Annotated in this window: 20 protein-coding genes and 1 tRNA gene; 2 read left to right on the top strand and 19 right to left on the bottom strand. The window is 37.0% G+C overall.

The features are described 5' to 3' along the window. Window positions 1–29 precede the first annotated feature (29 nt). From LCX93_RS04455 to pheS, 4 genes are read right to left on the bottom strand one after another with little or no spacing between them, the layout of a single operon-like run. Entirely contained in the window at window positions 30–860 is an 831-nt protein-coding gene (locus LCX93_RS04455) for a 4-hydroxy-3-methylbut-2-enyl diphosphate reductase (RefSeq protein WP_226068897.1), read from the bottom strand. Then, on the bottom strand, window positions 857–2,140 hold the full coding sequence (gene aroA / locus LCX93_RS04450; RefSeq protein ID WP_226068895.1) for a 3-phosphoshikimate 1-carboxyvinyltransferase: 1,284 nt from the start codon (window positions 2,138–2,140) through the stop codon (window positions 857–859). The genes LCX93_RS04455 and aroA overlap by 4 nt, the downstream gene beginning before the upstream one ends. Then, window positions 2,137–4,473: a phenylalanine--tRNA ligase subunit beta gene (gene pheT, locus LCX93_RS04445; RefSeq protein WP_226068890.1), complete on the bottom strand. Its 2,337-nt coding sequence runs from the start codon at window positions 4,471–4,473 to the stop codon at window positions 2,137–2,139. Before pheT ends, aroA begins: the two co-directional genes overlap by 4 nt. After that, complete coding sequence (gene pheS, locus LCX93_RS04440) at window positions 4,470–5,462, bottom strand: phenylalanine--tRNA ligase subunit alpha (protein ID WP_226068889.1); 993 nt, start codon at window positions 5,460–5,462, stop codon at window positions 4,470–4,472. The genes pheT and pheS overlap by 4 nt, the downstream gene beginning before the upstream one ends. A 111-nt stretch (window positions 5,463–5,573) precedes the next feature. Here pheS and LCX93_RS04435 point away from each other — a divergent pair, with 111 nt between their 5' ends. Then, complete coding sequence (locus tag LCX93_RS04435) at window positions 5,574–5,930, top strand: histidine triad nucleotide-binding protein (protein ID WP_193151550.1); 357 nt, start codon at window positions 5,574–5,576, stop codon at window positions 5,928–5,930. Window positions 5,931–5,943: 13 nt separating this feature from the next. Here LCX93_RS04435 and LCX93_RS04430 read toward each other — a convergent pair whose 3' ends face one another. From LCX93_RS04430 to istA, 10 genes are all read right to left on the bottom strand, one after another. Next, a complete protein-coding gene (locus LCX93_RS04430; protein ID WP_226068887.1) occupies window positions 5,944–6,408 on the bottom strand; it encodes an OsmC family protein in 465 nt (154 codons plus the stop codon). A gap of 3 nt (window positions 6,409–6,411) precedes the next feature. Further along, window positions 6,412–7,794, bottom strand: a complete 1,383-nt coding sequence (gene argH / locus LCX93_RS04425; RefSeq protein ID WP_226068885.1) for an argininosuccinate lyase — start codon at window positions 7,792–7,794, stop codon at window positions 6,412–6,414. 124 nt (window positions 7,795–7,918) lie between these two features. Further along, the gene (locus tag LCX93_RS04420; RefSeq protein ID WP_226068884.1) at window positions 7,919–8,254 is read right to left on the bottom strand and encodes a cytochrome C; all 336 of its coding nucleotides are present in this window, start codon (window positions 8,252–8,254) and stop codon (window positions 7,919–7,921) included. A gap of 100 nt (window positions 8,255–8,354) precedes the next feature. Continuing rightward, window positions 8,355–10,169 (bottom strand): menaquinone biosynthesis decarboxylase, encoded by a 1,815-nt coding sequence (locus LCX93_RS04415; RefSeq protein WP_226068883.1) that lies wholly within the window; start codon window positions 10,167–10,169, stop codon window positions 8,355–8,357. 73 nt (window positions 10,170–10,242) lie between these two features. After that, entirely contained in the window at window positions 10,243–11,700 is a 1,458-nt protein-coding gene (locus LCX93_RS04410) for a phosphoglucose isomerase-related protein (RefSeq protein WP_226068882.1), read from the bottom strand. Then, entirely contained in the window at window positions 11,697–12,608 is a 912-nt protein-coding gene (gene galU / locus LCX93_RS04405; RefSeq protein WP_226068881.1) for a UTP--glucose-1-phosphate uridylyltransferase GalU, read from the bottom strand. The genes LCX93_RS04410 and galU overlap by 4 nt, the downstream gene beginning before the upstream one ends. 263 nt (window positions 12,609–12,871) lie before the next feature. Next, window positions 12,872–15,040, bottom strand: a complete 2,169-nt coding sequence (locus LCX93_RS04400; protein WP_226068879.1) for an STT3 domain-containing protein — start codon at window positions 15,038–15,040, stop codon at window positions 12,872–12,874. A gap of 192 nt (window positions 15,041–15,232) precedes the next feature. Further along, window positions 15,233–15,679 (bottom strand): replication/maintenance protein RepL, encoded by a 447-nt coding sequence (locus tag LCX93_RS04395; RefSeq protein ID WP_226068878.1) that lies wholly within the window; start codon window positions 15,677–15,679, stop codon window positions 15,233–15,235. Between the two features lie 486 nt (window positions 15,680–16,165). Next, window positions 16,166–16,918: an IS21-like element helper ATPase IstB gene (gene istB, locus LCX93_RS04390; RefSeq protein WP_226065210.1), complete on the bottom strand. Its 753-nt coding sequence runs from the start codon at window positions 16,916–16,918 to the stop codon at window positions 16,166–16,168. Between the two features lie 39 nt (window positions 16,919–16,957). Next, window positions 16,958–18,499: an IS21 family transposase gene (istA, locus tag LCX93_RS04385; protein ID WP_226068877.1), complete on the bottom strand. Its 1,542-nt coding sequence runs from the start codon at window positions 18,497–18,499 to the stop codon at window positions 16,958–16,960. A 204-nt stretch (window positions 18,500–18,703) separates the two neighbouring features. Between istA and LCX93_RS04380 the strand changes: the two genes are divergently transcribed. Beyond that, window positions 18,704–19,888 carry an IS110 family RNA-guided transposase gene (locus LCX93_RS04380; RefSeq protein ID WP_255613261.1) on the top strand — a complete coding sequence of 395 codons (1,185 nt, stop codon included), beginning with the start codon at window positions 18,704–18,706 and terminating at the stop codon, window positions 19,886–19,888. Window positions 19,889–20,509: 621 nt separating this feature from the next. Here LCX93_RS04380 and LCX93_RS04375 read toward each other — a convergent pair. The 5 genes from LCX93_RS04375 to LCX93_RS04355 form a co-directional block, all read right to left on the bottom strand. Next, window positions 20,510–21,364, bottom strand: coding sequence for a site-specific integrase (locus tag LCX93_RS04375; protein ID WP_226068876.1), 855 nt, complete (start codon window positions 21,362–21,364; stop codon window positions 20,510–20,512). Between the two features lie 40 nt (window positions 21,365–21,404). After that, window positions 21,405–21,779 carry a hypothetical protein gene (locus LCX93_RS04370; protein ID WP_226068874.1) on the bottom strand — a complete coding sequence of 125 codons (375 nt, stop codon included), beginning with the start codon at window positions 21,777–21,779 and terminating at the stop codon, window positions 21,405–21,407. An 875-nt stretch (window positions 21,780–22,654) separates the two neighbouring features. Next, the gene (locus LCX93_RS04365; RefSeq protein WP_226069407.1) at window positions 22,655–23,734 is read right to left on the bottom strand and encodes a tyrosine-type recombinase/integrase; all 1,080 of its coding nucleotides are present in this window, start codon (window positions 23,732–23,734) and stop codon (window positions 22,655–22,657) included. 223 nt (window positions 23,735–23,957) lie between these two features. After that, window positions 23,958–24,032: transfer RNA gene (locus LCX93_RS04360), tRNA-Asn, on the bottom strand. 56 nt (window positions 24,033–24,088) lie between these two features. Continuing rightward, on the bottom strand, window positions 24,089–25,819 hold the full coding sequence (locus LCX93_RS04355) for a polysaccharide biosynthesis protein (RefSeq protein ID WP_226068871.1): 1,731 nt from the start codon (window positions 25,817–25,819) through the stop codon (window positions 24,089–24,091). Window positions 25,820–25,828 lie beyond the last annotated feature (9 nt).

Raw genomic sequence — 25,828 nt, 5'->3', positions numbered from 1 at the left:
AAATTGTCGTGATTATAACAAAGTTATGATTAATTTATACTTTTTTCAATCGAATTGATAACATTTTGTATAATCCAGTCCGGAGTGGAGGCACCTGCAGTAACACCACAATATTTTTTATCCCGAAACCATTCGCTCTCTAATTCGTTTTCATCTTCAATATGATGACTGTTTGGACAGTTTTCATAAGATATATTGAAAAGCTGTTTGGTGTTTGATGAGTTTTTTCCGCCGATGATTATCATGACATCTGCTTTTTTGGAGAGTTTTCTCACAGCTTCCTGATTTTCAAATGTTGCATTGCATATCGTGTTAAAAATACGTACCTCTTTGTGGCGGGGAATCAGATAATTCGCAATCTCCATATAGTCTTCGACTTTTCTTGTTGTCTGGGCAATCAGTGCTATGCGTTCATGAAACTTCAGATCATGCAACTCTTCTACGCATGTAACAACCGTTGCACCGTGTGTTGCGTATGACTTTACCCCTTTAATTTCAGGATGTGATTCGTCTCCGAAAATGACAACATCATACCCTTTTTCACTCATCTCCTGGGCTATCTCCTGGGGCTTCGTCACAAACGGACAGGTAGCATCCACCACTTCAATACCATTTTCTTTGAGCTGTGCAAGTTCATCTTTGACTATACCGTGTGTCCGAACGATTGCTTTATCTCCCGGCTTGAATGTTTGAAAATCTTCAACAAGACCCACTTTAAAATCTTTGTCCAGTCTTGCTATCTCTTTAGAGTTGTGAATCAACGGGCCATAGGTTGCTGCATTTGTATTTTCTTCTGCAATTTTAATCGCCCGCTTCACACCAAAACAAAAACCGTAGTTTTCTGCAAGCTCTATCTTCATTCTCTAAACTCCGCTTCACTTATTTTGCTTAAAAGTTCAAAAAAGTTAGGAAAAGAGGTGTTTATACACTCCAAATCACTCACTTTCATCCCGCATTTCAATCCTGCAATAATGAAACTCATAGCAATCCTGTGGTCTCCGTCACTCTCAACCTCGGCTTTTTTCAACGCTCCGCCAATGATTCTGTACCCGTCTTCATACTCATCTACTTCGATACCGCAGGCTCTCAGACCTTCAACAACCGTAGAAATTCTGTCAGACTCTTTTACCCGCAACTCTTTGGCATTTTTGACTATACTCTCACCCTCAGCAGTTGCCATAGCTATGGAGAGTGCCGGCAGTTCATCAATCAACCATGAGATATTCTCTTCAATGACGATTCCGTGCAAAGGCGCATACTTTACATGTATATTTCCGACAGGTTCATATCTGTCATCTGTTAATTCATAAGAGATATCCGCTCCCATACGTTCTAATGCCTTAAAAGCCTCTATTCTTGTAGGATTTAGTGTAACACCTTCAAGAGTTACCCCAGAACCGGGAACAATCGCAGCCGCAACGGCAAAGAAAAAAGCAGAAGAAGGATCAGCAGGAACTCGGATTTTCAAAGGTTCAAGCAGTTCTTTTAACGGCGTAACCGTTGTTGTCAAGCCATCTACTTTGATATCTGCACCCATACCTTTGAGCATTCGTTCTGTATGGTCACGTGAAAGTTCAGGTTCTGTATAGGTGCACACATCGTCTGCACGCAGTGCTGCCAGAATCATTGCACTTTTTACCTGCGCGGAGGCAATTTTACTCTCATAATCAAAAGCTTTCAAAGAAGCACCGCGAATTGAGAGCGGTGCCAAATCTCCGTTTTTTCTGCCGTCAAGTTTTGCACCGATGCTCATCAACGGCTCCGTAACACGTTTCATCGGGCGGCGGCGAAGATATTTGTCTCCCGTGAGAACAAAATGTCCGTTTGCAGAACTCAACAGTCCGCAAAAAAGGCGCATACCTGTTCCGGAATTACCGCAGTCAAGTATTTCAAACGGCTCCTGTATGCCGCTTGAAGATATTTTAATGATTTTTCCGTCATCTTCGACATTTGCACCAAGATTTTTTACAATTTCCAAAGAGTTCATCGTATCTTCGGCCCGTAAAAAATTTTCTATCTCACTGACACCTTTGCTTAGCATTGCAAACATGACACTTCGGTGTGAAATGGACTTGTCCGGAGCAATTTCTGAAATATTCAGAGAAAAAGACTCAGAAGGAGAAACAACTACCGTACTCATCGCAGACCGATTCCAAGTTTCTTATTTAATGCATCAAGGATAGAATCCATTGCCGCTGTGATATCTTCTTCTTCCAAAGTTTTTTCATCAGACTGCAGTACAAAGCGCAGCGAAAGGCTGATATTGTCACCCAATGATTCATCACTGTATTTGTCCACAGGATAAAAGCGCACAACTTCTTTACGTGCATGTGTATGAATAACATCTTTGACTCTCTCATAACTCATATCTTTTGGCATGATGATGCTCAAATCTCTAAAAGAGGCCTGATATTTTGATCTCTGCTGTGCGGTTTTAAGTGCGTAAGGAATTTTATGCAAATCAAGTTCACACATATAGGTTCTATGCAGGTCATAGGCTTTTTCAACTTCCGGATGCACTCTGAAAAGTTCTCCGATCACTGTATTGTTCAATAAAACCTCTGCTGACTGATAGGTATGTGAGAGAGTATGTTTTGTCCTGTACTCACGCAACTCTATATCGCCAACTACATCCGCTATTTTCTGCACAAAAAAGGCAAAATCGACTTTTTCAGGCTTACCGCTGTTGGCAAGATTTTCATTCTCTTTATCTCCACTGAAAACAAATGACATTTTGTAAGACTCTTCCCTTGTCGGTGTAAAAACAGAACCTATTTCAAAGAGCCTGACCGAAGCGTAGCCGTTTTTGATATTTGAAGATGCTGCTTTGAGCAGACCTGTTAAAAGTGTCGGACGCAGAGTATCTAAGGTCTGGACAATCGGGTTTAAAAGTTCGAGCTCTTTTTTTGTTGTTTCAAATCCATAAGACTCTAAAATCTTTTTTTCATCAAAAACAAAATGAACAGATTCAAAAAATCCGCTCTGGGCACATCTGTGTCTAAAAACAGAACGCTTTTTGTATTCAAAATAGTTGTCTTCAAGTCTGTTTTCTTCTTTTAGAAGAAAGGGCTTGGAAGGAATATTGTCAATCCCGACCATCCGTACAATTTCTTCTACAATATCCTGCTTGTTTGTAATATCGTGACGAAACTGCGGTATGGAGATCACAAACTTGTCAACTGATGACTTGGAAACATCAAAACCTAAATTTTTCAAAATCTTTGTAATAACGATTTTGTCAATATTTGCGCCAATTATTTCATCAATTTCCTGCTTTGTGACAATCACATTCTTTTCTCTGAACGACGTAGACAACTCTATGCTGCCGCTGAATGTTGATGAAACAGAGTTTGATTCTATCAGGTCAATACAGTATGAAAGTCCGCCATTCAACTCTGGTTCACTGCCCCGTGATGTTTTGTAAAACATTGGACCTGATTCGATTTTTTTCTCGGCCATTTTTTTAGAAATGATATCCGGCGGGATATAACTGGCTTCCAAAAGAACAATTCCTTCGTTTTTTGTCACTTTGGATTCATCTTTTTGAATAATACCGACTATGGAGGCAATTTGCCCCTCCTGTGTTTTGATACAGGCATATCCGTTTTCATCTTCACCAAGAATAATCTTTGCCATCGGTTCATCATCTTTTGTAAAAAACTCATGCCTGTAGGCTCTCAAAATCACACCTGTAGCATGGGTCACATAGAGTGTCATTGCTTCAACATCACACTTTCGGGACTCTTCTATCTGTCCAAGACGGAGTTTGACAACAAAAGGCAGAACCAATGCTTTTAAATCTATGGCTTTGTAGCGTAAATTTACATCCAAATCTTTTTCATGTGTTAAAGAGAGAATACGTCCTATTCCTCTTTTTTCATCATTGTCAGTTTGTTCGTACTCTTTCACGGGTCTGTCAAAGGCAGCGCTCAAGTCTCTTGCAACGCCACGAATACTTAAACAGTCTCCACGGTTTGCTGTCAATTCTATTTCAATCAAATCATCATTGAAAAGAGAATTTTCGTTAACTTCCTGTCCAAGCGAAAAGGTTCCTACACTTGCATCAAGTTCCATGATCCCTTTGCCCAAATCAGGCAGACCGATTTCTGATGCCGAGCATATCATCCCCTCTGAATCTACTCCACGCAGTTTGACAGGTTTTATCACAAGTCCCGACGGCATAACAGCCCCGATCGTTGCTACGACTACATGTAACCCTGCTCTTACATTTGAAGCACCGCATACAATTTGACGAATGCACGACCCTATATCAACCTGGCAGATATTAAGTTTGTCTGCGTCGGGATGTTTTTCACACTCTAAAACTTTTCCAAAAACTATTTTTGCAGGCACACGATATTCGTGAATTCTGTCAACCTCAAGACCGATAGCATTAAAAGTATCAGCGAGTTCCTTTGTCGAAATTCCTTCCAGGTCAATCCATTCGTTTAACCAACTCTTCGTAACTATCATTGAAACTGCTCCAGTAACTTAATATCTCCCTCAAAAAGTGAGCGAAGGTCACCTATGTGATGAATCAGCATTGCAAAACGCTCTACTCCCAAACCAAAAGCATACCCGCTGACATTTTTGTAATTGACCGCTTCAAATACATTTTCATCCACAATACCGCAGCCGAGCACTTCAAGCCATCCTGTATGAGAGCAGACGCGGCAGCCTTCGCCTTGACAAAATACACAGGAGATATCTACTTCCGCAGAAGGCTCCGTAAAAGGGAAAAACGAAGGGCGAAAACGAACCTTCACATCACCAAACATATACTTTAAAAAATCTTCCAAAATGAACTTTAAATTGGCAAAAGAGACTTTTCCCTCTTCATCAACAAGCAATCCCTCAACCTGATGAAACATCGGCGTATGTGTCAAGTCATAATCACGGCGGAAAACCGCACCCGGTGCAATCATACGAATCGGCGGTTTTGACTCCAGCATTGTTCTGATTTGTACAGGCGAAGTATGCGTGCGTAAAAGCATTTCGTCTTTAAAATAAAATGTGTCTTGCATATCTCGTGCCGGATGGTATTTTGGAAGGTTGAGTGCTTCAAAATTGTGAAAATCATCTTCAACAATCTGTCCTGTTTTTACGGCAAAATTCATACATGAAAAATATTCTACAATTCTGTCCATTGTTTCCATCACAGGATGCAATGCTCCCGCTGAAGATTTTGTGCCAAACATTGACACATCTATGGCCTCTTCTTTCATAGCACGTTGCAACTCTTGCGTCTGCAAGGCAATTTTTTTTGCAGTAAATTCGTTCATTAATGCACTTTTGTGCTTATTTAAATCTTTTGCGATTTGAGACTTTTGCTCATTGAGAGCATCTTTCATTTTAGCAAATTCGGCAGCTAATATGCCTTTTTTTCCAAAGACAGCAATGCGAATCTCTTCTAAAGCTTCTACACTTGGTGCTTCTTTTATTTTATCATACCACTCTTTCAATAGAGTCTCCGTAGTTATTTAATTTTGTAGTGATTATACTGAAAAATTTGTTATAAATAGCTTCATTTGAATCTTTATATGCTACAATATTCAAAAATTAAGGAAAGAATTATGTGTCTGTTTTGTAAAATCGTCAATAAAGAAATACCCGCAAATATTGTTTTGGAGAATGAAAATTTTTTAGCTTTTCATGACATCAATCCTAAAGCACCTGTGCATATTTTAGCAATACCAAAGTTACATGTAGACAGCTTTAACGAAGTCACAGGTGAAACTATGGCAAAGATGACAGAGTTTATTCAGGAAATTGTCAAAGAGGTTAAAATTGAGACCTCGGGATACAGAGTCATTACAAATGTAGGCGATAACGGCGGACAGGAAGTCAAACATTTGCATTTTCATATTCTGGGCGGGGCAAAACTCAAATGGGGCCATTTCAGCGATGCCGATCCAAAAGATTTTTTATAGCTAGAGAAACTCTCTAGCTTGGGCAAGACTCGATTTCGCCCATATCTATTTTCGCTCCGCCACCACTGATCATTTTTTCATTTTCACGAATCAGTTTGCCGTTATGTGTGATGGAGTAAGAAATCTCTGTTGTATCTCTTATGGTATTGATAGTTGAGCAGTATGTCTCAACCGAAGCCATTACCCATCTGGCAGCCGTAACATCATCTGCATCAGAATGAAAACTGTAAGTCAAATGCAGTTTTACAAATTTACGAGGATGATCCTCAGCCCGTACAACATCACCGTCTACCACTAAATCAGTGACTGTTTTTCCCTGATTTTTCGGTATTAATATCAAGTCAGTTGCACTACATGTAATAATACCTGCTAAAAAATACTCAACAGGTGAAATTACAGGACAGTCTATAATAAAACTGCTTTTCTCGGTTTTTGCCTCAAATTTCATTCCTTCTTTGTGTGATACGCTTACTTTCATTTTTTATTGCTCCTCTAAATATTTTTTAAAATAGTCCAGTTGTTCCTGTGTTCTTTGCGTTGCCGTACCGCCTTGGGATTTTCTGGCATTCATAGAATTTTCCAGCACAAGAAAATCAAGGACATCTTCAGAAATTCTTTCATCAATTTCCTGCAAATATTTTAATTCAATTTCACTTAAATCAATGCCCAGTTCTTCACTTTTTGCCACTGCTTTTCCTGTAATAAAATGGGCTTCACGAAACGGAATATTACACTTTTCAACCAAATAGTCAGCTAAATCCGTTGCCGAGAGATGCCCGACCTTACAGGCAGAATGCATGTTTTGCGGTTTCACCTGCATTGTTTTTATCGCCTCTTTTAAAATTTCCAAGGAGATTTCTGCTGTCTCGACTGCATCAAAAACACCCTCTTTGTCTTCTTGTGTGTCTTTGTTATAGGCAAGTGGCAGACCTTTCATAACAGTTAAAAGCCCAACTAATGCACCGTAAACACGCCCTGTTTTTCCACGAAGCAGTTCAGGAACATCCGGGTTTTTCTTTTGCGGCATTATTGAGCTTCCTGTGGAATACTCATCACTCAGTTCTATAAACCCGAACTCATAAGACGACCAAAGCACCAACTCTTCGCTCAAACGGGAAATATGCATCATCATCGTCGATATATTAAAAAGAATTTCAAGAGCAAAGTCTCTGTCACTCACGGTATCGAGACAGTTGACACTCACGCGTTCAAACCCCAAAAGCTCTGCGCTGTATTGTCTGTCAATATTATGCGGTGTCCCTGCAAGAGCGGCACATCCAAGCGGTGACACATTGTTTCGTTCATACGAACTTTCAAAGCGCTCAATATCACGTTGAAACATAGCAAGGTATGCGCCAAGATGAAATGCAAAATTAATAGGCTGCGCATGCTGTAAATGTGTCATACCGGGTAAAAGTGTCTCTGTATGTTTTTGCGCAACACCAATAATCTCTTTCATTAAAAGTTTCACAAGTTTTGCAATTTCAAGATTTTTTCGCAGAACATAGCGACGAAAGTCCACAGCAACCTGATCATTTCTGCTTCTTGCCGTATGCAGTTTCTTCCCGGTATCTCCTATAATTTGCGTCAGGCGTTTTTCTATACCCATATGCAAATCTTCATCAGAAATGTTCCATTCAAATTCACCTGACTCAATCTCTTTTTTCACCTGAGCCAAACCGTCTTGAATCTGTTTCAGCTCATCTTGCGTTAATATACCCTGTTTTGCAAGCATCTGGGCATGTGCCAGGGAGCCCTCTATATCTTCACGGTATAACTTCCGGTCATACATTATTGATGCATTAAATTGATCTAAAAGATTTGAAGCAGATGCCGAAAAACGGCCTGACCACATTTTTTCCATAGTTTTTCCTTCGTTTGTTTCATAAATGATATTAAAAAGTTTGCTATTTTATCTAAAAAGAAGAGTTTTACAAAGAGAGAAAAATAAAATGAAGCGATTATGCTTCATTTTATTTAGGGCACCTCTAGTTACAGGCAGGGACATTCCCACTGTCTTTGGCATATTCCACTAAAAACTGTTTCAGATGCTTTGATTTTCTGGAATATTTTTTACTCTTAAAATATTTCCATGATTTTTTGGCTTTTTCACTTTTCAGGTGGATTTCTGCCAAAGCTTTGCCTTTCTTTCGCATAAGCTTCTTCCATTTTTTCATTTTATATTTTGCAATAAAATTCTGTCCGGAGTCATGACATTTTAAACATTTTTTTATAAAAATACGCTGCCCTTTATAAATAGCAGCATTTGACGAAGAAAGCGTAAAAAAAGCCAAAGAAAGTGCAATTAATAAAATTTTTTTCATATATTTTTCCTAAAGTGAAATATCTTTCATTGATATTACATTAGAAATTATTATATATTCCTTACAGTGATAAAATTTATCACAAAAAGCACAAAAAATTCTATAATTGAAACTTACCGGAGAGTTTTTCGTCCAGACTCCAGACTCCTTTTTCTTTTAACTTTTCAACAACACTCTGTGTACACTCGACATCATCAGGCCATTCTCTTGTAAAATTATCCAACGAATTTTTATTTGTACCGTCAATACCTACCATGAGTCCTGATGTATATACATCACGCAGTGCATCCATATTGTTCGTGACACGCCAAATCAGCATATAAGAGTTCCGTATGTCATTTTTTTCAGCATCAACGAATACAACCACTCTTACATGCGTACTCAGTACCAGCAAATCATCGAAATACTCTTTGACATTTCTTTTTTTCTCCACACTGATGACCGTAACAGGATTGTTTGTGCGTTGCATAAACTGATGCAAATCTACAACATCGGGAATGAGCTCTTTTACTCTGCTGAGAAGTTCTGCATCTCCCAAAAGCTGAGGAGCTTCAACGCTGTTCGCGCCTGTAGCATCTATGCCAAGCTTTCCACCCACCAGAGTCTCGGGAGATGAGTGATCAAGCGCATCCAAAATACCTTCTGTAATAAACATAGATTTAGGAGTAAAACGATTCAGAACATATGTGGCAAAAGCTTCATAATTCTCCAGTTTTGGTGCTTTTTCATCAACAAAAATGGCATGTTTTACAAAGCTCATCTGTCCGGCACCCCAAAAAGCGTGCATAAACTGTTTTGCATGTCCTTTGTAAAGTGGCTGCATTTTTGCAAGTATCAGGTTGTGAAAACCTGCATTTTCAGGCATATGATAATCCAGCAGATCAGGAGCAGTTGTTTTAAGCAAAGGAAAGAAAATTTTTCCGGTTGCCCAGCCCATATATTTGTCTTCAAGCGGTGGTTTTCCGACAACGGTAGCTAGAAAAGTTCTTTTTTGCTTCATCGTTATCGCTGAAACTTCCATCACAGGATAGGGCTCTTCCAAAGTGTAGTATCCCGTATGGTCACCAAACGGACCTTCAATTTTCAAATTATCAGGATCAACCCAGCCCTCTATTACATAATCCACATCTTTTGGAATATACAAAGGTGTTGTCAAAGATTTTACAAGCTGTGCAGGCTTTTTAGTAATCAGTCCATACATCAGAAGTTCATTCACGCCATAAGGAAGCGGTGCCGTTGCGCACCAGGTATACAATGGATCTCCTCCTATAGCTATACTTACAGGCATTCTTTTTGTGGCTTTTTGATACTGATCAAAAAAGTGTGAAGAATCCTTATGTATCTGCCAGTGCATGCCCAAATGATTTTTATCATATACCTGTAACCTGTACATCCCAAGGTTTACCATTTCGCCGTCAAGACTTTGTGTATAGACCTGCCCCATTGTAATAAAAGGTCCGCCGTCTTGTTCCCAGGTTGTTAGGACCGGTAATTTATATAAATCTATTTCATCTTTTAAATATTTTATCTGCTGGCATTCTCCCTCGCCTTTGAGACGTTTTGGAAAAATATTTTTGAGTGAAAAAAGTTCACTTGCCATAGCAATTTTCTCTTTGAAGCCTACCGGCGGTTTCATATGCAGCAGTTTTGTAATTTCATCTGCCACAGACTCAATGGTTCGTCCAAAAAGCAGTTCACAACGCCTATAAGATCCAAAAAGGTTCATGATTACCGGTTCTTCAAATTTTTTACCACTTTTTTTATCAACTACATTGGTAAAAAGCAGTGCTTTGCCACCATCTTCTTTTTTTACTTCGGCATATGCCAGATGCGGAATTTCAAGATATATATCGAGTTCAGTATCTATTATTGTGAGTTCATCATTTTTTTGTAAAAGTTTTATAGTTTTTTGCATATATCCTACTCAAATATTTTTTCCTGATTGTAGCATATAAAAACTGAGGGTATAAAAAACTGGCCTCTTGTTTTTATTGCAAGCTGTCATTGTTTCTGTCTTGTTTCAATTTCTTTTTCAAAATAATTTTGCCGTTTTCAACACCGGGTTGATTGTAGGCATCAATATACATCAATTTTGCACACAGGGAAGTCAACAGTTCATATTCATACATTAAAGCGGCAATGGCACTTTCACAGACACCGTCTATTGTTATCACATCACACGGGATGTCTTTTTGGTTGTTTATTGATTCTATCGTTGCATCCGCCTGTTTGTTTATCAATGCGGAAAAAGGAATATTATTGAGGTATTGTAACTCTTCAAGCCCTTCCAGTTTTACATCCGGAATTTTCAGATCATTGTCAAAATTTTCCACCTTGATGACAGTGACCGTTTTATCTCGTCTGCCTTCGATGATAAGCTGTAAAAACGAGTGCTGATCAATCGGACCGATAATACCGATAGGTGTCAATCCCTGACGTGTATTGTTTATATCAATTTTACCAAGACTTTCTCCCCAAAGCTGAATATACCACTTGTTGAAACCCTCAAGGCGTGAGGAGTAGGAAAAGACTACATTTATGTTAAAGTTGTACTTGTATTCAACCAAAAACCGGGCTTTTTTTAAGAGGCGTTGTTTAGTATTTATTCCATTGTCAGCCGGCACTAAAGTACCGGTTCCGGAGATATTAGCTTTGTCATCATTGTGCAGAGGAACTGAAGTAGCAGTTTCAGAGATATTGTCCATCTCATCGTTGTGCAGAGGAACTGAAGTATCGGTTCCGGAGATATTACCTGCCTCATTATTGTGCAGAGGAACTGAAGTAGCAGTTTCAGAGACACCCTGGAACCCGTACTTTAGTGCGGGCTTTTCGGCATCTACATAAAAAAACTCGTCATGTACTTTTTTTGCACCGCCTAACAGTGCATCTATATCTATTCCCACTATTGCCAAAGGCAGCAAACCCACTGCACAAAACACAGAAAAGCGTCCTCCGACATTTTTCGGAATCTCAAAAATTTTCATACTGTGTATACGGGCATAATCACTCAATTTGGAGTCTTTCTCACTGACAATCACGGTATTTTCTTTATTACATGTAACCAAAGAGTTTATATACTTAAACAAGGCTATTGTTTCCAAAGTTGTCCCGGATTTTGAAATCACTATAAAAAGTGTATCTTCCAAATCAATATTTTCAATCTTGGACTTTATATCAATAGGGTCTGTAGTTTCAAGAAAAAAAAGTTTTTTCCTCAGATCTTTTGAGTGTTTTAAAAATTTATAAATAGCGTAGGTGCCAAGGGTACTGCCGCCGATACCGATAACAACTATGTTGGTTTGCCTCACTGTTTTGGCATACTCTTTATAAACAAATGTATCTTGAAGCGGCAGTGTATAATAGCCGATAGAGTTCTTTTCTTTTACAATTTCGGCAAAAACATCCTCATCTGAGATAGTCGGATTGAAATTATGGCTATAGTTCATGAACGGCTCTTGTTGTAAAAATAATTTGTCGCTGCGACAAAACCGTCTACACTGCCGCAGTCAAAACGTTTTCCTTCAAATTTATAGGCAATGACTTTTCCCTCTTTTGCCTGTTGCAGCAAAGCATCTGTGATCTGGATCTCTCCGCCTTTGCCCGGTTTTGTTGTACGTAAAATATCAAATATGTCCGGAGTCAGAATGTATCTGCCTATGATGGCTAAGTTTGAAGGGGCATCTTTTGGTTCTGGTTTTTCTACCATATCTGTAATTTTAAAAGCGTTATCGCCCAGACTAAAGTCTGGGTTCCGTCTCTCAGCTAACTCATCTGCACTCATTTCGTCTTCTTGGAACCCGTACTTCAGTGCGGGCTGCTCTTCTATTGCAACGACACCGTATTTGTTGGTATCTTCATAAGGCACTTCTTCAACAGCAACGATAGAACACTTATATTTTTCATAAAGTTTTACCATCTGCGCTAAAACACCCGCACCCTCGTTATCACACAAATCATCCGCAAGTATGACAGCAAAAGGTTCTTTTCCAATAAGTGTTTCACCTGTCAGTATCGCATGCCCAAGCCCTTTCATCTCAACTTGTCGCGTATAGGAAAAGGTACAGGTTGTTATTACTTTTCTTATCTCTTGCAAATAACTCTCTTTTGCAGTACCTTTAATTTGATGTTCCAGTTCATAAGAAACATCAAAATGATCTTCAATTGCACGTTTCCCACGCCCCGTAACGATTGCCATAGTAGTGAGCCCCGCTTCTATTGCCTCTTCTACTCCATATTGGAGAAGTGGTTTTGTAAGAACGGGAAGCATCTCTTTTGGTATCGCTTTTGTAGCCGGTAAAAATCTTGTTCCGTAGCCTGCCGCCGGAAAAAGACATTTTCTGATTGTTGTTTGCAAGAAAATCCTTTTAGTTTAATTAGGTGATTATAGTCAAATCTTGGTTACATTAACTTAAATTCAGCCCGCACTGAAGTACGGGTTCCGAAAAACTGCACATTCCTCGGAATCGGTACTTTAGTGCCGACTATTGCTACTTTTCATCACTCTCAGCCGGCACTGAAGTACCGGTTCCGCAAAAGCATTATTTTTATTAACTTAATGGCAGTGACCCTAAAGGATGGGTTCCGAAAAACTGCACAGTGCCGGCTGTTCTTTCATTCTTATATTTTCAACTTATATACTTTAGCCTGTGGTGTTAGTATCACAGGTTCAAAGAGTTTTTTATTGTAATTTTCCAGTACCATCAGTTGTATATAAAGTGAATTATACGTTTTTTCATCAACAATTAAAAAGGTTCTGTAGTCCGCCATATACATAACACTGATGTTTGATGAAAGATTAATCAATTTCACATCTTTATGCAGGTGCATGTTTTTATCATATTTTGTCACTACAAATCTTCTGATAGGCAATGTCTGCTTTCCTATGGTAAGCATCGAAGTTCTTTTGTCTAAAAAAATATTTTGAGCCAACTGGATTTTTGCTCCGGTATCTTTAAAGTTTCGGGATATGAAAAAGAACGGCTGTTTTCTTTTGGCTCCGTTCATTAAATTCAAATTTGAGAAAAGTGTGACAGTCGGATAGATATTTATCATTCTAAAAGGAAGATAAAAATAGATGTCTCTCGTTTTTTGCGGCAGTTTAATATCAGACTGCAAGCTCTTTAAAAATTTATTTGTATCTTTGTATCCGTAATCTTTTGTCATCTGTTCAATATTTGAAAAAACTGTGAGATTTTTATCTTCTATCAGTTTTTTGTTTTTTGCTGTATATTCATATGTTTTCTCAGTATATTCTACGTCAAGACGTGCCATTTTTGCAGCCTCTTCCTGTGTATGCGTCAACATAAAACTCACAGGAAAATTTACACTTCCACTGTGTTTTCCGCCATCAGCCAATGTTTTGACATCTGCATAGTATCGGATAGGGTAGCCATAATCCCACCATGCTACAACGTAATCTTCGCGATCTGCTTTTTTTCCCAGAGCAGTTAGGACTTTCACTTCATTCGCATTAAAAACAGTAGGTACTTTATACGCTTCTATATGTTTATAGTTTGGATAGAGTGTCAGCAGAGTAAAAGCGCTCATGCTTAAAACTTTCAACTTCTGCGTAGGCATTTTTTCGGCAATTTGCGTAATTAAAAAGGCGATGCCAAAAGCCAAAATCGGTACAGCATAAATAGTAAAACGAAGCCCGCCGACATAGGCTAAAAATCCAAGCCCCACAAGAGGCAGTGAAAAGAGCATAATGCGGTGTTTATACAGCAGATACATGTAACCAAACAAGGCAATCACAAAGGTAACAGTATTTCCGCTGATTCGATTGGCAAAGGTTTCAAATGGAATATGTCCTGCTTCTCTCACCGTTTGCATTACCGTGAAAAAATGAAGCCCCAGTCCTTTAGCCCCCGTACTGACACTCTCTCTAAAAATATAGCCTTTTAGCTGCGACCAAATCGGGGAAAACCCGCCTGTTACAAAAAATGCAATAATGGACAAACCTAAAATATAATAGATATACTTGTCAAGTTTTTCTTGTTTAAAAATGTAAAATGCCGCCAAAACTGCACCAAGACGGATCAATCCATCTGTATTCATCATTGCAAACATCATAATCGCAAGTAACTTGTAGTTAAACACATTTTTTCGATCAAACACCAAAGTATAAAAAAGTATAAGCCCAAAAAAAGAAAATTCCAATGAATAAGACTGCGGGTACCACCATCTGTAAACCAAAATATCCAAAGCCGTAAAAAGCAAATAGATATCTTTTTTGGTTTGAATCGCCCAAATAACAGACCAGAGCAAAAACATGGGAAGTACAATGTTAAGCATATCGGTATCATAATACCCTGCCATTGTACGGTTATAATAACTCCATGCAATTGATGCCAAAAGTGCAGCAATTAATCCCATTTCTAAATTTTTGAGTGCTTTGGCTATTAAGACAATGGGAATGACAACAAGTGAACTTAAAAATACCGGCAGGTAAAAAATGACACTCTCAAAAGAAAAAGGCAGAATCTTTGCAAAAAATGCTGTAAGTTGTGATGCAGCAGAAGAAACAGGAGACAAGTCATGTAACTGGTGAAATTTATCAAAATACTCTTTAGCATCAGGATTCGTCACAGTTCCCGAAAGCAGATCCCTCGCACCTTCCGCCCAAACATAGCCATCATTAGTATTTATCATAAACTGATTGTTAAAATAAAACGGTGCATAGCCGTTAAAATGATACACCCAAATAAGACGCATACCAATAGAAAAAGCAAAAGCTATAAAGATATAAAGAAGTGTTAATTTTGTTTCGTGTGAAGTGTCTGTCAAGTTTTGTTCCTCTAAAAAAGTTGAGGAATTATAACATAAAAAAGTGGCTCCGGATACTGGATTTGCTAAAGTAATTGTCCAGAATACCGCAAATAAGGGACTCCAAGTTTTTGGCTTCGGAGTTTTGTATCATAGTTTCCCTTGTTTTGTATCATATGCAAGAATTATATAAAAATATATATATAAATTTACTTAACTTTGCTTAATTTCTCGTCCATTTTCATGACTATAAAAGATATTTAACTGTAAAGAGTTTCTGTGCTTTAATATGTCTTTCCAGCTTCCCTTACCAAATAGATAACTATTTAGTTGATATACACCTCTTTCGACTTTCAATAATATTTCTGCTTGTATAAGCTTAGTTATTGTATTTTTGATATGTTTTTCACTCTTGCCTAAATTTTCCGCCACTTTCTTTCTTCTGCCAGCAGATAAATAGATTTCGTGGTTATAATCAACATAATGTAGTAATTCAAACAATATATCTCCTGCTTTTGCTGGTAAATTATGTAAATAACTTATATCTTCTAAATACAATTTAATATAATTCGGTTCTGCCTCTGCTTTATATTGTCTCGCTTGCTGACTTGTTACAATTTCTCCTTCTTCATTTAATGTTCTTACTTCTACAAAAGCCATATTCCTTATTCTTTTCATTTTTTATACCTCGTATAATAAATTTATCAAGTCATTACATCCAAGGGAGTAGTGGTTTGATAATTGTTTTTTAGTTTTTGATAAAGTCGTTTTTGTGTTTGTCAAATACTAAAACAACTTACAGTTAAAGAGTTGAATGACAGTCATTTTTCCTTATGAGGTTTTATGCCACTATCTAAGAAAGCATACTGCGTTTAACTTGTGTAACTTACCTATAGGATGCCAGGATGGGTTTTATCTCAATCCTCTATCGTTACGAGGCTGTAAGAAAAAGTTAAACAAATGAAAGGATGCACAATGCACTATTATGTAGGTATAGATATAGCAAAGAGTTTTCATGTTGCCTGTGTGGTTAATCAAGATTGCATATGACGGAGCATCCGGACACCCAACGCGTTTCAAATCGGACACCAAGAAAGAGAATATTTTCTGTAACGCCATTTTAGCATAAAGTGTCCGAATGATTTTTTAATATTCGTCAGTTTTGATGCTCGATTTGAGTTTTCGCATCGATGGACCACTCAGTTCTATTCTATGGGAGGAGTGAACAATTCTGTCTAAAATTGCATCTGCAATGGTGTTGTTGTTGAGATAGTTATACCACTCACTTACAGGAAGCTGTGAAGTGATAATTGTAGAATTAATCTGTGTTCTGTCCTCTATGATCTCAAAGAGATTCGTTGCATCATCTTCACCCATAGGTATCACACCGAAGTCATCAAGAATCAGCAGTTTAAATCTTGAATACTTTTTAAGCAGATTAGTATAAGTTCCATCCAACCTTGCAATTTTTATCTCCTCAAGTAATGAAGGAGTTCTTACATAGTAGGCTTTGTACCCATCAAATATAGCCTTATTGGCAAACGCTTGAGCGAGATAGCTCTTTCCAGTCCCAGTTTTACCGGTAATGATGATGTTCTGTCTGGCATCGATGAAGTTGAGTGAAGATAATGACCTAATCTGTGCTTTGTTGATCCCTCTTTGTGGTGTATAGTCTATAGCATCGAGTGCTGCTTGCTTGTCTTTGATTTTTGAGAGTCTGTGATTCATGATAATGCGTTTATTGCGTAAAAATATATCCTGCGCATCAAGAAGCTGATAGAGTCTTTCGCTAAACCCCATAGAATCGTAGTTGATATCCTCCATCTGTTGCATATATGCCTCTTTAAAGCCCTTATAGCCAAGTTCTGTCAGTTTGTTGACAACGGTAGTGTGATTCATTCTTTTGTCCTTGTTTTTTTTGTTGTTTGATTGTTATTTCTATTTGTACTCATCCGCACCGCGGATATTGGAGTGGTTGTTAAAGAGTGCGTACTGTGATGATGGTTGCACATTATTGGCACTGTCACTCAGATAGAGCTTTTTATCGAGTATCGATCTGATCGACTTTGTGGTTGTGGTGTTATGCTTTGTAGCATACATCAGCGCCAACTCCAGCTCTGTGTTACCATAGAGTTTTGCCAACGATAAGATGGCTACTATTTTATTATACGCCTGTGGTGGATACTCCATCGATGCAAATATATCCTCCACAAACACACTGCTGAATTCACCTATCTTTTTTGCCCAAGAGCGCAGTCTTTGTGGATTCATACTCTCGTTTACATACTGATGTTTACTTGGCATATGTTCATGCAGTGTCGAGCACTCACCGACTCTTCGCAGGCGTGGATGTGTAGCGATGAGCCTGTTCTTGTGGTAGATATAGACACTCTGTGTGGAGTATCGTACCTCTACCTCTTCTTTGATATATTTGTAAGGTACGGAGTAGTTGCATTTCTCAAGGCTTATATGGTAATCCTGATGCACTTTTGCAATCTTGAACTGTTTATAGACATAGCTGTTTGCAGACAGTGGATTGAGATAGGGTGCATCGAGCTCATTAAAGAGCTCTGTTCTACTCTTTTGGAGATGTTTCATAATCTTGTTGTTGTATCTATCGAGCAACTCCGCTATAGCTTCGTTGAGCTCATCGACACTGAAAAACTTATGGTGACGAAAGCGTGCGAGAATGTAGCGTTGAATCGCTTGGACACCCTGTTCTGCTTTTGGTTTGTCTTTTGGCTTTCTTGGGCGTGCGGGATTTACTATGACGCCATAGTGGCGATTGAGATCTGCATAGCTCTCATTGACGACGATACCGTTTTTATTATTGGAGATGATGGCGCTTTTAAGATTATCGGGAACTGCCACTCTTGGCACTCCACCAAAGAACCCATAACACTTGACATGGGAGTAGATGAAGTCCTCCTGTCTTTGACTTGGGGTAGCGTGAACGAAGGTGTATCCACTTGCACCAAGTACGGCTATGAATATCTGTGCATACTCCACTTCACCGGTTCTTTGATTGTGTATTGGCATAGTAACACCGCTGTAGTCTACAAACATCTTCTCACCCGCAAGGTGTGTCTGGCGCATGGAGGGGTTGAGTTTTTTGACGAAGCGGCGGTAGTACACGCGAAACTGGGTGTACTGATACCCATCCGGATTATCCTCTTTATACTCTTCCCACAACAGATAGAGTGTCACTTTGGTTTTTTTACGCAGTTTGAGCTCTTGGTGGATATAGTTGAAGTTTGGCATCGCTTTGCGTGAGACGACGACACTGGCTACATCGGGGAAAAACTGTAGTTTGAGTGCATCATCATCTAAAACATCAATCTGTTCTATTGACAATCCAAGCTCTTTAAACCGTTTGATATAATCTGCAACGGTACTTTTGGCTACTCCTGTAGCGTCATGTATCTTTCTGATTGACAAGCCCATACTATGGTACTTTACAATATCACGAACTGATCTCATGGATATAATCCTCATTTTCAACACCCTTGTAAATAAATTTACAAAGAGTGTATTTGAATTTAGAAAATATCTCTTTCTTAAACGAATCTTTGTTGACGCTTTTTTAGTAAAAGTGTCCGAATCATTTTCGTCATCACTGTCCGATTTAAAACCGTCACAGGTGTCCGAACTAAAACGTTATGGGTGTCCGATTTGGTGCATTTTTTGCATCAAGATGATAAAGTAATAAAGAAGTCGCTCAAGTTTAATAATGACGAGAATGGCTTTAGTGAATTGGTTTTACTTTTGAACTCTATTGATGAAGTTTCAACCTTTACCATTGGTATGGAAGCAACAGGAATCTTCTTTGAAAATCTCTATCTGTATTTGAAGGAGAAAGGGTTTGATGTTATACTTTTAAATCCTTATCAAACAAACAGATTTAGAGAGTTGGACACCATGAAAAAAGTAAAAAATGACAACATTGATGCTTTAATGATAGCAGCTTTAATTAAATCAGGAAGATACTCCAAAGCCTATGTAAGTGAAGATACCTATCAAAGTATCAAATCACTATATAGACACAAGAATAATCTTCTTGAAGAGATGAAAAAGCATAAGCGACAGATATCTACACTTCTATCTGTAGTCTTTCCTGAAATGGAGCAGGTTGTAAAAGACCCATTTAATGTAACAGGGCTTGCTCTGCTTGAGAAGTATCCAACTGCAAAGCATTATGAGTATGCCAGTGCAGAGAGGATACTTAAAACTTTTCGAGGTATTAAAGGCAATAACTTTAATGAGCAAAAAGCCAAAAAGCTTTTAGAGTTAGCCAAACACTCTGTCTATCAGGGTAATGGTGTAGATGAGAGAGCTTATGTCATAAAGTCTCATATTCGACTTATTAAACTTCTACAAGAGGAGCTTAAAGAGCTTGAGCATGAGATGTTAAAACTTTTTCATCAAGCACCAAAACTTGAGATTGATGAAGAACAAGAGGTTATGGATATTATTGACAACCTTAGAACCATTCCGGGTGTGAGTGATAAAACCATCTTTGCACTCATTAGTGAGTGTGGGGATTTGAGCAGGTTTAAAAACAACTCTCATCTTATTGGTTATTTGGGCCTCTATCCTACAATAGAGCAATCTGGCAATAAGCTTAGTTATGGTCCTATTGCAAAGAGAGGTGCAAAGTTAGCTAAAAAAGCGTTATATCAAGCTGCCATTGCAGCTATTAGACATAATAATAAACTTAATAAGCTCTTTAGAGACAAGGTCTCTCAAGGCAGAGCCAAAAAAGAGGCTGTAGTCATTGTTGCAAGGAAACTTGCTCATATCATTTTAGCTATTTATAAAAACAATGTTGCCTATAATCCTCAAAGGGTATTTCAGGCATCAGCATCTTGAGTTTCATTCAACTATTTAACAATAAGTTGTTATAGAACTTGATAAACACTATATAGACAATTATATAACAGTCTATACCCTCAAGGGGCACCTAGCACTTTATCATTGTCAACCAAACAGTTTTTTAGTTGTTTGATCATTGAAACACTTGAGTCAAATTCTAGATAATGACTTGTAAAAAGTGCTTCAAAAATCAAACGCTCTTAAGAGCCAAAAGGCTCTTAAAAATGTTCTTTGAAAGTTTATTGTTACGGGACTATTGTCTTTTTTATTTTTTCGCTCCGTTTAAGTTATTCTTTATAGGATTGCTCTCATTGTGATTTTTTTGTTAATAGCACTAAAATTTTTAGTCCTATTGATAAGTAATAGAAAGAACTTTTCAAAAAAATAGCTAATCCCAAAAAAAAATGACTAAAATATTAAAAAAATCAATAGATAATCCTCTGTCAGAGGATATGTAGTCCTCTGTGGCAGGACTACCAGTCCTCCACTACAGGACTAACTTTTTCTATAAAAATCCTCTGAAACTACCTAAAATAGGTGCATACAAAGGATTAAAAATAAATAATTCCCCTCTATTATTATATTAAAGGGGGCATTTTTGGAAATTTTTTGTGTTTATTAAAAGCTTGTGTAGTGGTCTGTAATGTCTAAACGACTATGACCCATTTCTAGGCTTACTTGCCCTTTAGCCTCGTTTTCTGTGTAGCCGTTTTGTCGTAATTCGTCTAATCTATCTTGTGCAAAACTGTATCTAAGCCCATGCGTGCCGTTATATTCTTGCCCCGTGTTTTGCACGGCTTCTTTTAATGCTTCTCGATATTCTGTGTAATTTACTTTATAGCCCATTTCTTTGGCTTCTTCTACTCTATTTAATAATTCAGGGCTTATAGGTGCTGTTGTATAAGTTATTCCGCCCTTACTGTCGCTTATAGTTAGTGTATTATCTTCGTTTATATGCCATTTATCGCTATTAATTGCGTCATTCGCCCTTAAACCTGCTTCTACTTGCAAATCTGTTGATAATGACATACTTGTATGTCTCATTTGTTCTTGTATAGCTTGTGTATTGTCATAAGCACGATTTATATGCTCTTTAGATAGCGTATAATCGTTTTTTAACTCTTGCTTGATATTTTGTATATCTTGGCGATTTAAAGTGCCTATATGGTCTTTATTTAAGTTCTCTGAAACTTTTTGCATTAAACTTGTGTATGTGTTAAGCGTTGAGCCTTTTACTTCTAGGGCTTTAGCTTTTAAAAATGCTTTAGCACTCTCTTTGTTTATGTTTCCTGCTACTTTACCGCTGTAATTTTCTTTTACATAATTTATATATTGTGTAGCTACGCTTCGTAGATTTTGCACTTCTTTAATACTATGTGCTTTATCACTGACTGCATGTCCATTTTCGCCCCTTATATTACTGTTATTGCGTGTTTCTGCTTTGCTTTGTCCTATGCCGTTGGCATTACTCATAACTCTATTTATAATAGCGTTGGCACTTGCTCTTTTCGCACTAAACATAATTTATAACCAACTTTCTGATACTTTCTCTACTTGCTTTTATATTATATTTTTTGAGCATATAATCGCTTATGCGTTGCCAAGAGTAGCCGTCTTCTCTAAGTGCTATATATTTACCAATAAAATCTTTATAGGTTTTTTCGGATCTTCTGCTTACTTCTCTTTTTACTTTTAGTTCTCTGGTGTCCGTTTTTATATATTCTTCAAATACTTTTAGCCCTTTGTTAGGGCGATTATTTTTTTTACTTGCGTATCTGTGAACTAATTTTAGTAATGTATTTATATGCTCGTTTATTTCTTCTAAATTTTCTGACGCTTGTATATTTTCATTAAATTTTTGCACACTTGCTTTTATAACTGTTTCCATAATTACACCTCTTTATAATTTTTTTTAATGGGTTAATCTAAAAGATTTGTAAATTATTTTTACAGATAAATATTTGGTATCTCAAATATTTTGAGACGATATAAATAGCAAGATACTACTCTAGCTTTAATGCTAGTAATATTTAGCTCGTCTCTCGGGTTGTTAAAACAGATTTCTTTTTGAGTGGAAGAATAACCAATGAAAAAAATTTATGAGAGAGGATATAAAATAGTTTTGCGGAACATTTTCGGCGACTTACATTTTAATTTAACTAAATATTATTTATATATTGTCTTTTGTTGATAGATTATAGTTTATACATTTGTAACGCCGTTAAAAAAGTTAAGTTATACTTAGTATTATATGTAATTTTGCAAATATTGCTAATTAAGTGTAATTTACCCCAAATTTACGAAGTTTTTTGGGTGTTTTTTGATAAAAACTTAAAAAAACTTTATTATTAAGTCTTTTATTGACGCTGTGTAGGGCTTTATAGAAGATTTGTAAGTGCTTATTTAAGTGCTTTTATATTTTAAGTTTTATGTATAAAAATATTAAAATATAGATAAACTGTTTAAGTGTAAGATTATACGCTATATGCGTGCATACAAGATATTTTAGGTTGTTAGTTTAAGCGACCTAAGCACATTGAGCCACGAAGTGGGATATGTGCCCCTCTTAAAATAAGAGGGAAATCTGTCAAGATTTACCGACCCGCAACATTGCTAAATGTTGCCAATATTTAGCAAAAATATTGCAATAACAATAAAAAAGAATTGCAAATATAATTAAATTGATTAAGTTTAGTTCGTGTTTCAGGGGTATAGCCCCGTTAAGTAGCGGATGCTACTTGACGGGGCGGGGATTTGCAAAAATTATTGATAAGATACTGTATCGATAATCTTTTTTAATTTAGGTAATTTAAAGCCTTTGCCATAGGTATCTGTTGTAAGCTTATCACTTTCTTTTCCAGCGTGCCCTACAATCTGTTGTATAGCTATTAGCTTCATATCATTTTCTTCAAAATTTTTATCTAAAAGATTTTCAACGAATGTTCCACGGATTGTATGAAAATTTTTGCCCTCTGCTTTAACTATCTTATATAATTGGTACCGGACTTTTTTAGCAAAAGCGTTTTCACTTAATTGACCGTCAAAGAATGGTAGTTGTATATTTTTCATAAGAGTCTCTATTTCTTTATGTACTGGTACTTTTCTATTACCAGCTTCACTTTTTGCGTCTTCTACATTAATATACATTATGCCGTTTTGCTCTTTTATATCTTCTTTTGTTAGTTTATATAGTTCTCCAAGACGCATACCCGTGTATATTGCTATTGTGTTAATATGCTTAAATGTTTCGTCGTCATATTTATAGTTAAGTATTGTTCTTATTTCTTGTATAGTGTAGTTTTCTTTTAGCGGTGCTTCTTTTCTTGTTTGCTTTCTGTTGTAAAGTGCTACACCTTCCGCAACATTTTTACTTATATAATCTCGTTGCATAGCAAATTTTAAAAACTGTTTCACATATATCAAGTGTTTGTTTATAGTTTTTTTTGATAGCACTTTACCTCTAATTTCTATCGTGTTTAAATGTAGTTTAAAAGCTTCTATATCGTCAATTTTAAGCTCGTGTATATGTTTGTCTTTAAAATATTCGGTAAGCTTTTTAAAAGTGTTAAAGTAGTCGTCTAAAGTGCTTTTAGTAACATTTCCGTCTCGTCGTTTTTGTGTTATGTAAATATCTCTTAAAGCTTCAAAAGTCAGCGATTCAGCAGGTTTATATTGATTATTTTCGATTGTTTGTTTAGCTTCTTTATATTTTGTAATTTTACTCTCTACTTGCATTTTAAAAGCAAGTTCTAACGCGGTGCGTAGCTCTTCTTCCGTATCATACTCGAACGCTAATTTTAAGTCATTAGTATTTAATTGAAACAACTCGTCTCCCTTGAGCATATCTATCAAGCTTTTACGCCTAATAGCTTCTTTGAGTTCTTTGGTTTGTAGGGATATTCTAACTAACTTATAATTAATTCTGCGTCGGTAGTAGTAGGTGTTATTGACTCGATATAATCTTGTGGGTAGTTTTGTAGCACAGTTTTTGCTGATTGTATCACAAGTTGGCTTCGGAGATTGATTTTCTTCTTGGAAGTCCCTGTTTTGCGGTGTTTCAGAGGTATGGCTCCGGATACTGGATTCGAACCAGTGACCAAGTGATTAACAGTCACCTACTCTACCGCTGAGCTAATCCGGAATGTATGGCAGAATTCTATCCAAACAATTTTAAAATAACCTAAAACCTAAAGATATTTAATTGTTTTTTTGATGATTAAACTCCGGTACTATTTCTTTAAGTTTTGTGAGCATATCATTACATGTAAGTAACGATTGAATATCTTCATTCAATTGTTTCAGATTGTACGGTGTCGGTTTGGCTACGGTTATAGACTCATATTCTGTTTTCATATCACTCTCATCTATCAAAAGTTCTTCATAAAGTTTTTCACCCGGTCGTAAACCTGTATATGTAATGCCAATGTTTTGGCTTCCGCTCAGATCAATCATTTTTTTTGCCAAATCAACTATTTTAATCGGTTCACCCATATCAAGTATAAAAATTTCACCGCCACTTCCTATAGCACCCGCCTGCAAAACCAATTCACACGCTTCTGGTATCAGCATAAAATAGCGTGTGATATCAGGATGTGTCACCGTTACAGGTCCACCGTTTTCTATCTGCTTTTTAAACTTCGGTATCACACTTCCGCTTGAGCCCAGCACATTTCCAAATCGTACAGCTACAATATCCGTTCCCTGTCCATTAGAATTTTGCGCATACAGTTCACAAATTCGCTTGGTCGTTCCCATAACATTTGTAGGGCGAACTGCTTTGTCGGTAGATATCATTACAAACTTTTGCACATTATACTTTATGGATATATCTATGACATTTTTAGTTCCCATGACATTATTAACAATCCCCTCATAGATATTTGATTCAACAAGCGGAACATGTTTGTAGGCTGCGGCATGGATCACTATCTGAGGTTTGTATTTTTGAAATGTCTCTTCTAAAAGGTCTCTGTTTACAACGCTTTGCATCACCGGTACAGCATCCACATTCTTAATCTCTTCCAAAATAGCATACAAATTGTATTCGCTGTGGTCTAAAAGTATCAGTTTTTTTGCTCCATATTTTTCACATTGACGACATATTTCACTCCCGATACTTCCACCGGCACCTGTGACCAAAACAGTTTTGTCTTTTATGAATGCTTTTATCTTTTTTTTGTCCAAATCTTTTGGATGACGTGCAAGCAAATCTTCTACAGAGAGATCTTTTAACTGTGTCGAAAGATTTTTTCCCGTTAAAATTTCATCAATAGAAGGGAGAATCTGAATAATTTCAAAGTAGTTTGAGAGATTATCATATATCGTCCTGATACGCTCTTTTGGAACAGATGGCATGGCAATAACAAGCAAATCATACTTTTTATCTTTCATAACTGTTTTCAGTTGTTGCTTAGAAAGTATATTGACAGAGTCTACAGAACGGTTTTGCAAACCCTTGTCATCATCCACAAAGTATTCTATTTTATATTTTGAGTCATGAAATTCGGATGCCAGTTTTATTCCAGCCTTCCCTGCACCGTAAATTACCACGGATTTTGTCTTCTTTACTTTTGATTTGTTGGTAAAATAATAATATGAATACATTAAAAAATTAATGCTAAAAAGATATAAAAAGAGCTCTGATGCCAAAAAAGAAAGACGTACTTTTCCATAAAACACAGGCAAGTACACAAAAAAAGCAGCAATATAGACAACACTTTTTATAAGAAAGGTTTTTTGCGAAGCTTTTGACCACGAAAGTGAGTAATCTCGCAGTATAAAACGGGATGCAAGCATACGAATGATGATGACACTTACCACAATCTCAAATTCAAACGGCATATGATAGATAAAAAATGTCCACCAAAATGTAACGAAAGAGAGTACTATAATTACTAAAAAATTTAGTATTCTTTTATCTATCTGCACTATTTACTA

The sequence above is a fragment of the Sulfurimonas sp. SWIR-19 genome (genome assembly GCF_020410885.1).
Classification (GTDB): domain Bacteria; phylum Campylobacterota; class Campylobacteria; order Campylobacterales; family Sulfurimonadaceae; genus Sulfurimonas; species Sulfurimonas sediminis.
The sequence above is the reverse complement of the archived record's forward strand: the minus strand, read 5'-3'. Positions and strand labels throughout refer to the sequence as shown.

Coding starts and splice junctions, on each gene's coding strand:
- LCX93_RS04435 (WP_193151550.1), top strand. CDS start 5,574: ATGTGTCTGTTTTGTAAAATCGTCAATAAAGAAATACCCGCAAATATT.
- LCX93_RS04430 (WP_226068887.1), bottom strand. CDS start 6,408: ATGAAAGTAAGCGTATCACACAAAGAAGGAATGAAATTTGAGGCAAAA.
- LCX93_RS04365 (WP_226069407.1), bottom strand. CDS start 23,734: ATGCTCAAGGGAGACGAGTTGTTTCAATTAAATACTAATGACTTAAAA.
- argH (WP_226068885.1), bottom strand. CDS start 7,794: ATGGAAAAAATGTGGTCAGGCCGTTTTTCGGCATCTGCTTCAAATCTT.
- aroA (WP_226068895.1), bottom strand. CDS start 2,140: ATGAGTACGGTAGTTGTTTCTCCTTCTGAGTCTTTTTCTCTGAATATT.
- LCX93_RS04375 (WP_226068876.1), bottom strand. CDS start 21,364: ATGAGTAATGCCAACGGCATAGGACAAAGCAAAGCAGAAACACGCAAT.
- istA (WP_226068877.1), bottom strand. CDS start 18,499: ATGAGATCAGTTCGTGATATTGTAAAGTACCATAGTATGGGCTTGTCA.
- LCX93_RS04455 (WP_226068897.1), bottom strand. CDS start 860: ATGAAGATAGAGCTTGCAGAAAACTACGGTTTTTGTTTTGGTGTGAAG.
- LCX93_RS04420 (WP_226068884.1), bottom strand. CDS start 8,254: ATGAAAAAAATTTTATTAATTGCACTTTCTTTGGCTTTTTTTACGCTT.
- pheT (WP_226068890.1), bottom strand. CDS start 4,473: ATGATAGTTACGAAGAGTTGGTTAAACGAATGGATTGACCTGGAAGGA.
- LCX93_RS04370 (WP_226068874.1), bottom strand. CDS start 21,779: ATGGAAACAGTTATAAAAGCAAGTGTGCAAAAATTTAATGAAAATATA.
- LCX93_RS04395 (WP_226068878.1), bottom strand. CDS start 15,679: ATGGCTTTTGTAGAAGTAAGAACATTAAATGAAGAAGGAGAAATTGTA.
- LCX93_RS04415 (WP_226068883.1), bottom strand. CDS start 10,169: ATGCAAAAAACTATAAAACTTTTACAAAAAAATGATGAACTCACAATA.
- LCX93_RS04410 (WP_226068882.1), bottom strand. CDS start 11,700: ATGAACTATAGCCATAATTTCAATCCGACTATCTCAGATGAGGATGTT.
- istB (WP_226065210.1), bottom strand. CDS start 16,918: ATGAATCACACTACCGTTGTCAACAAACTGACAGAACTTGGCTATAAG.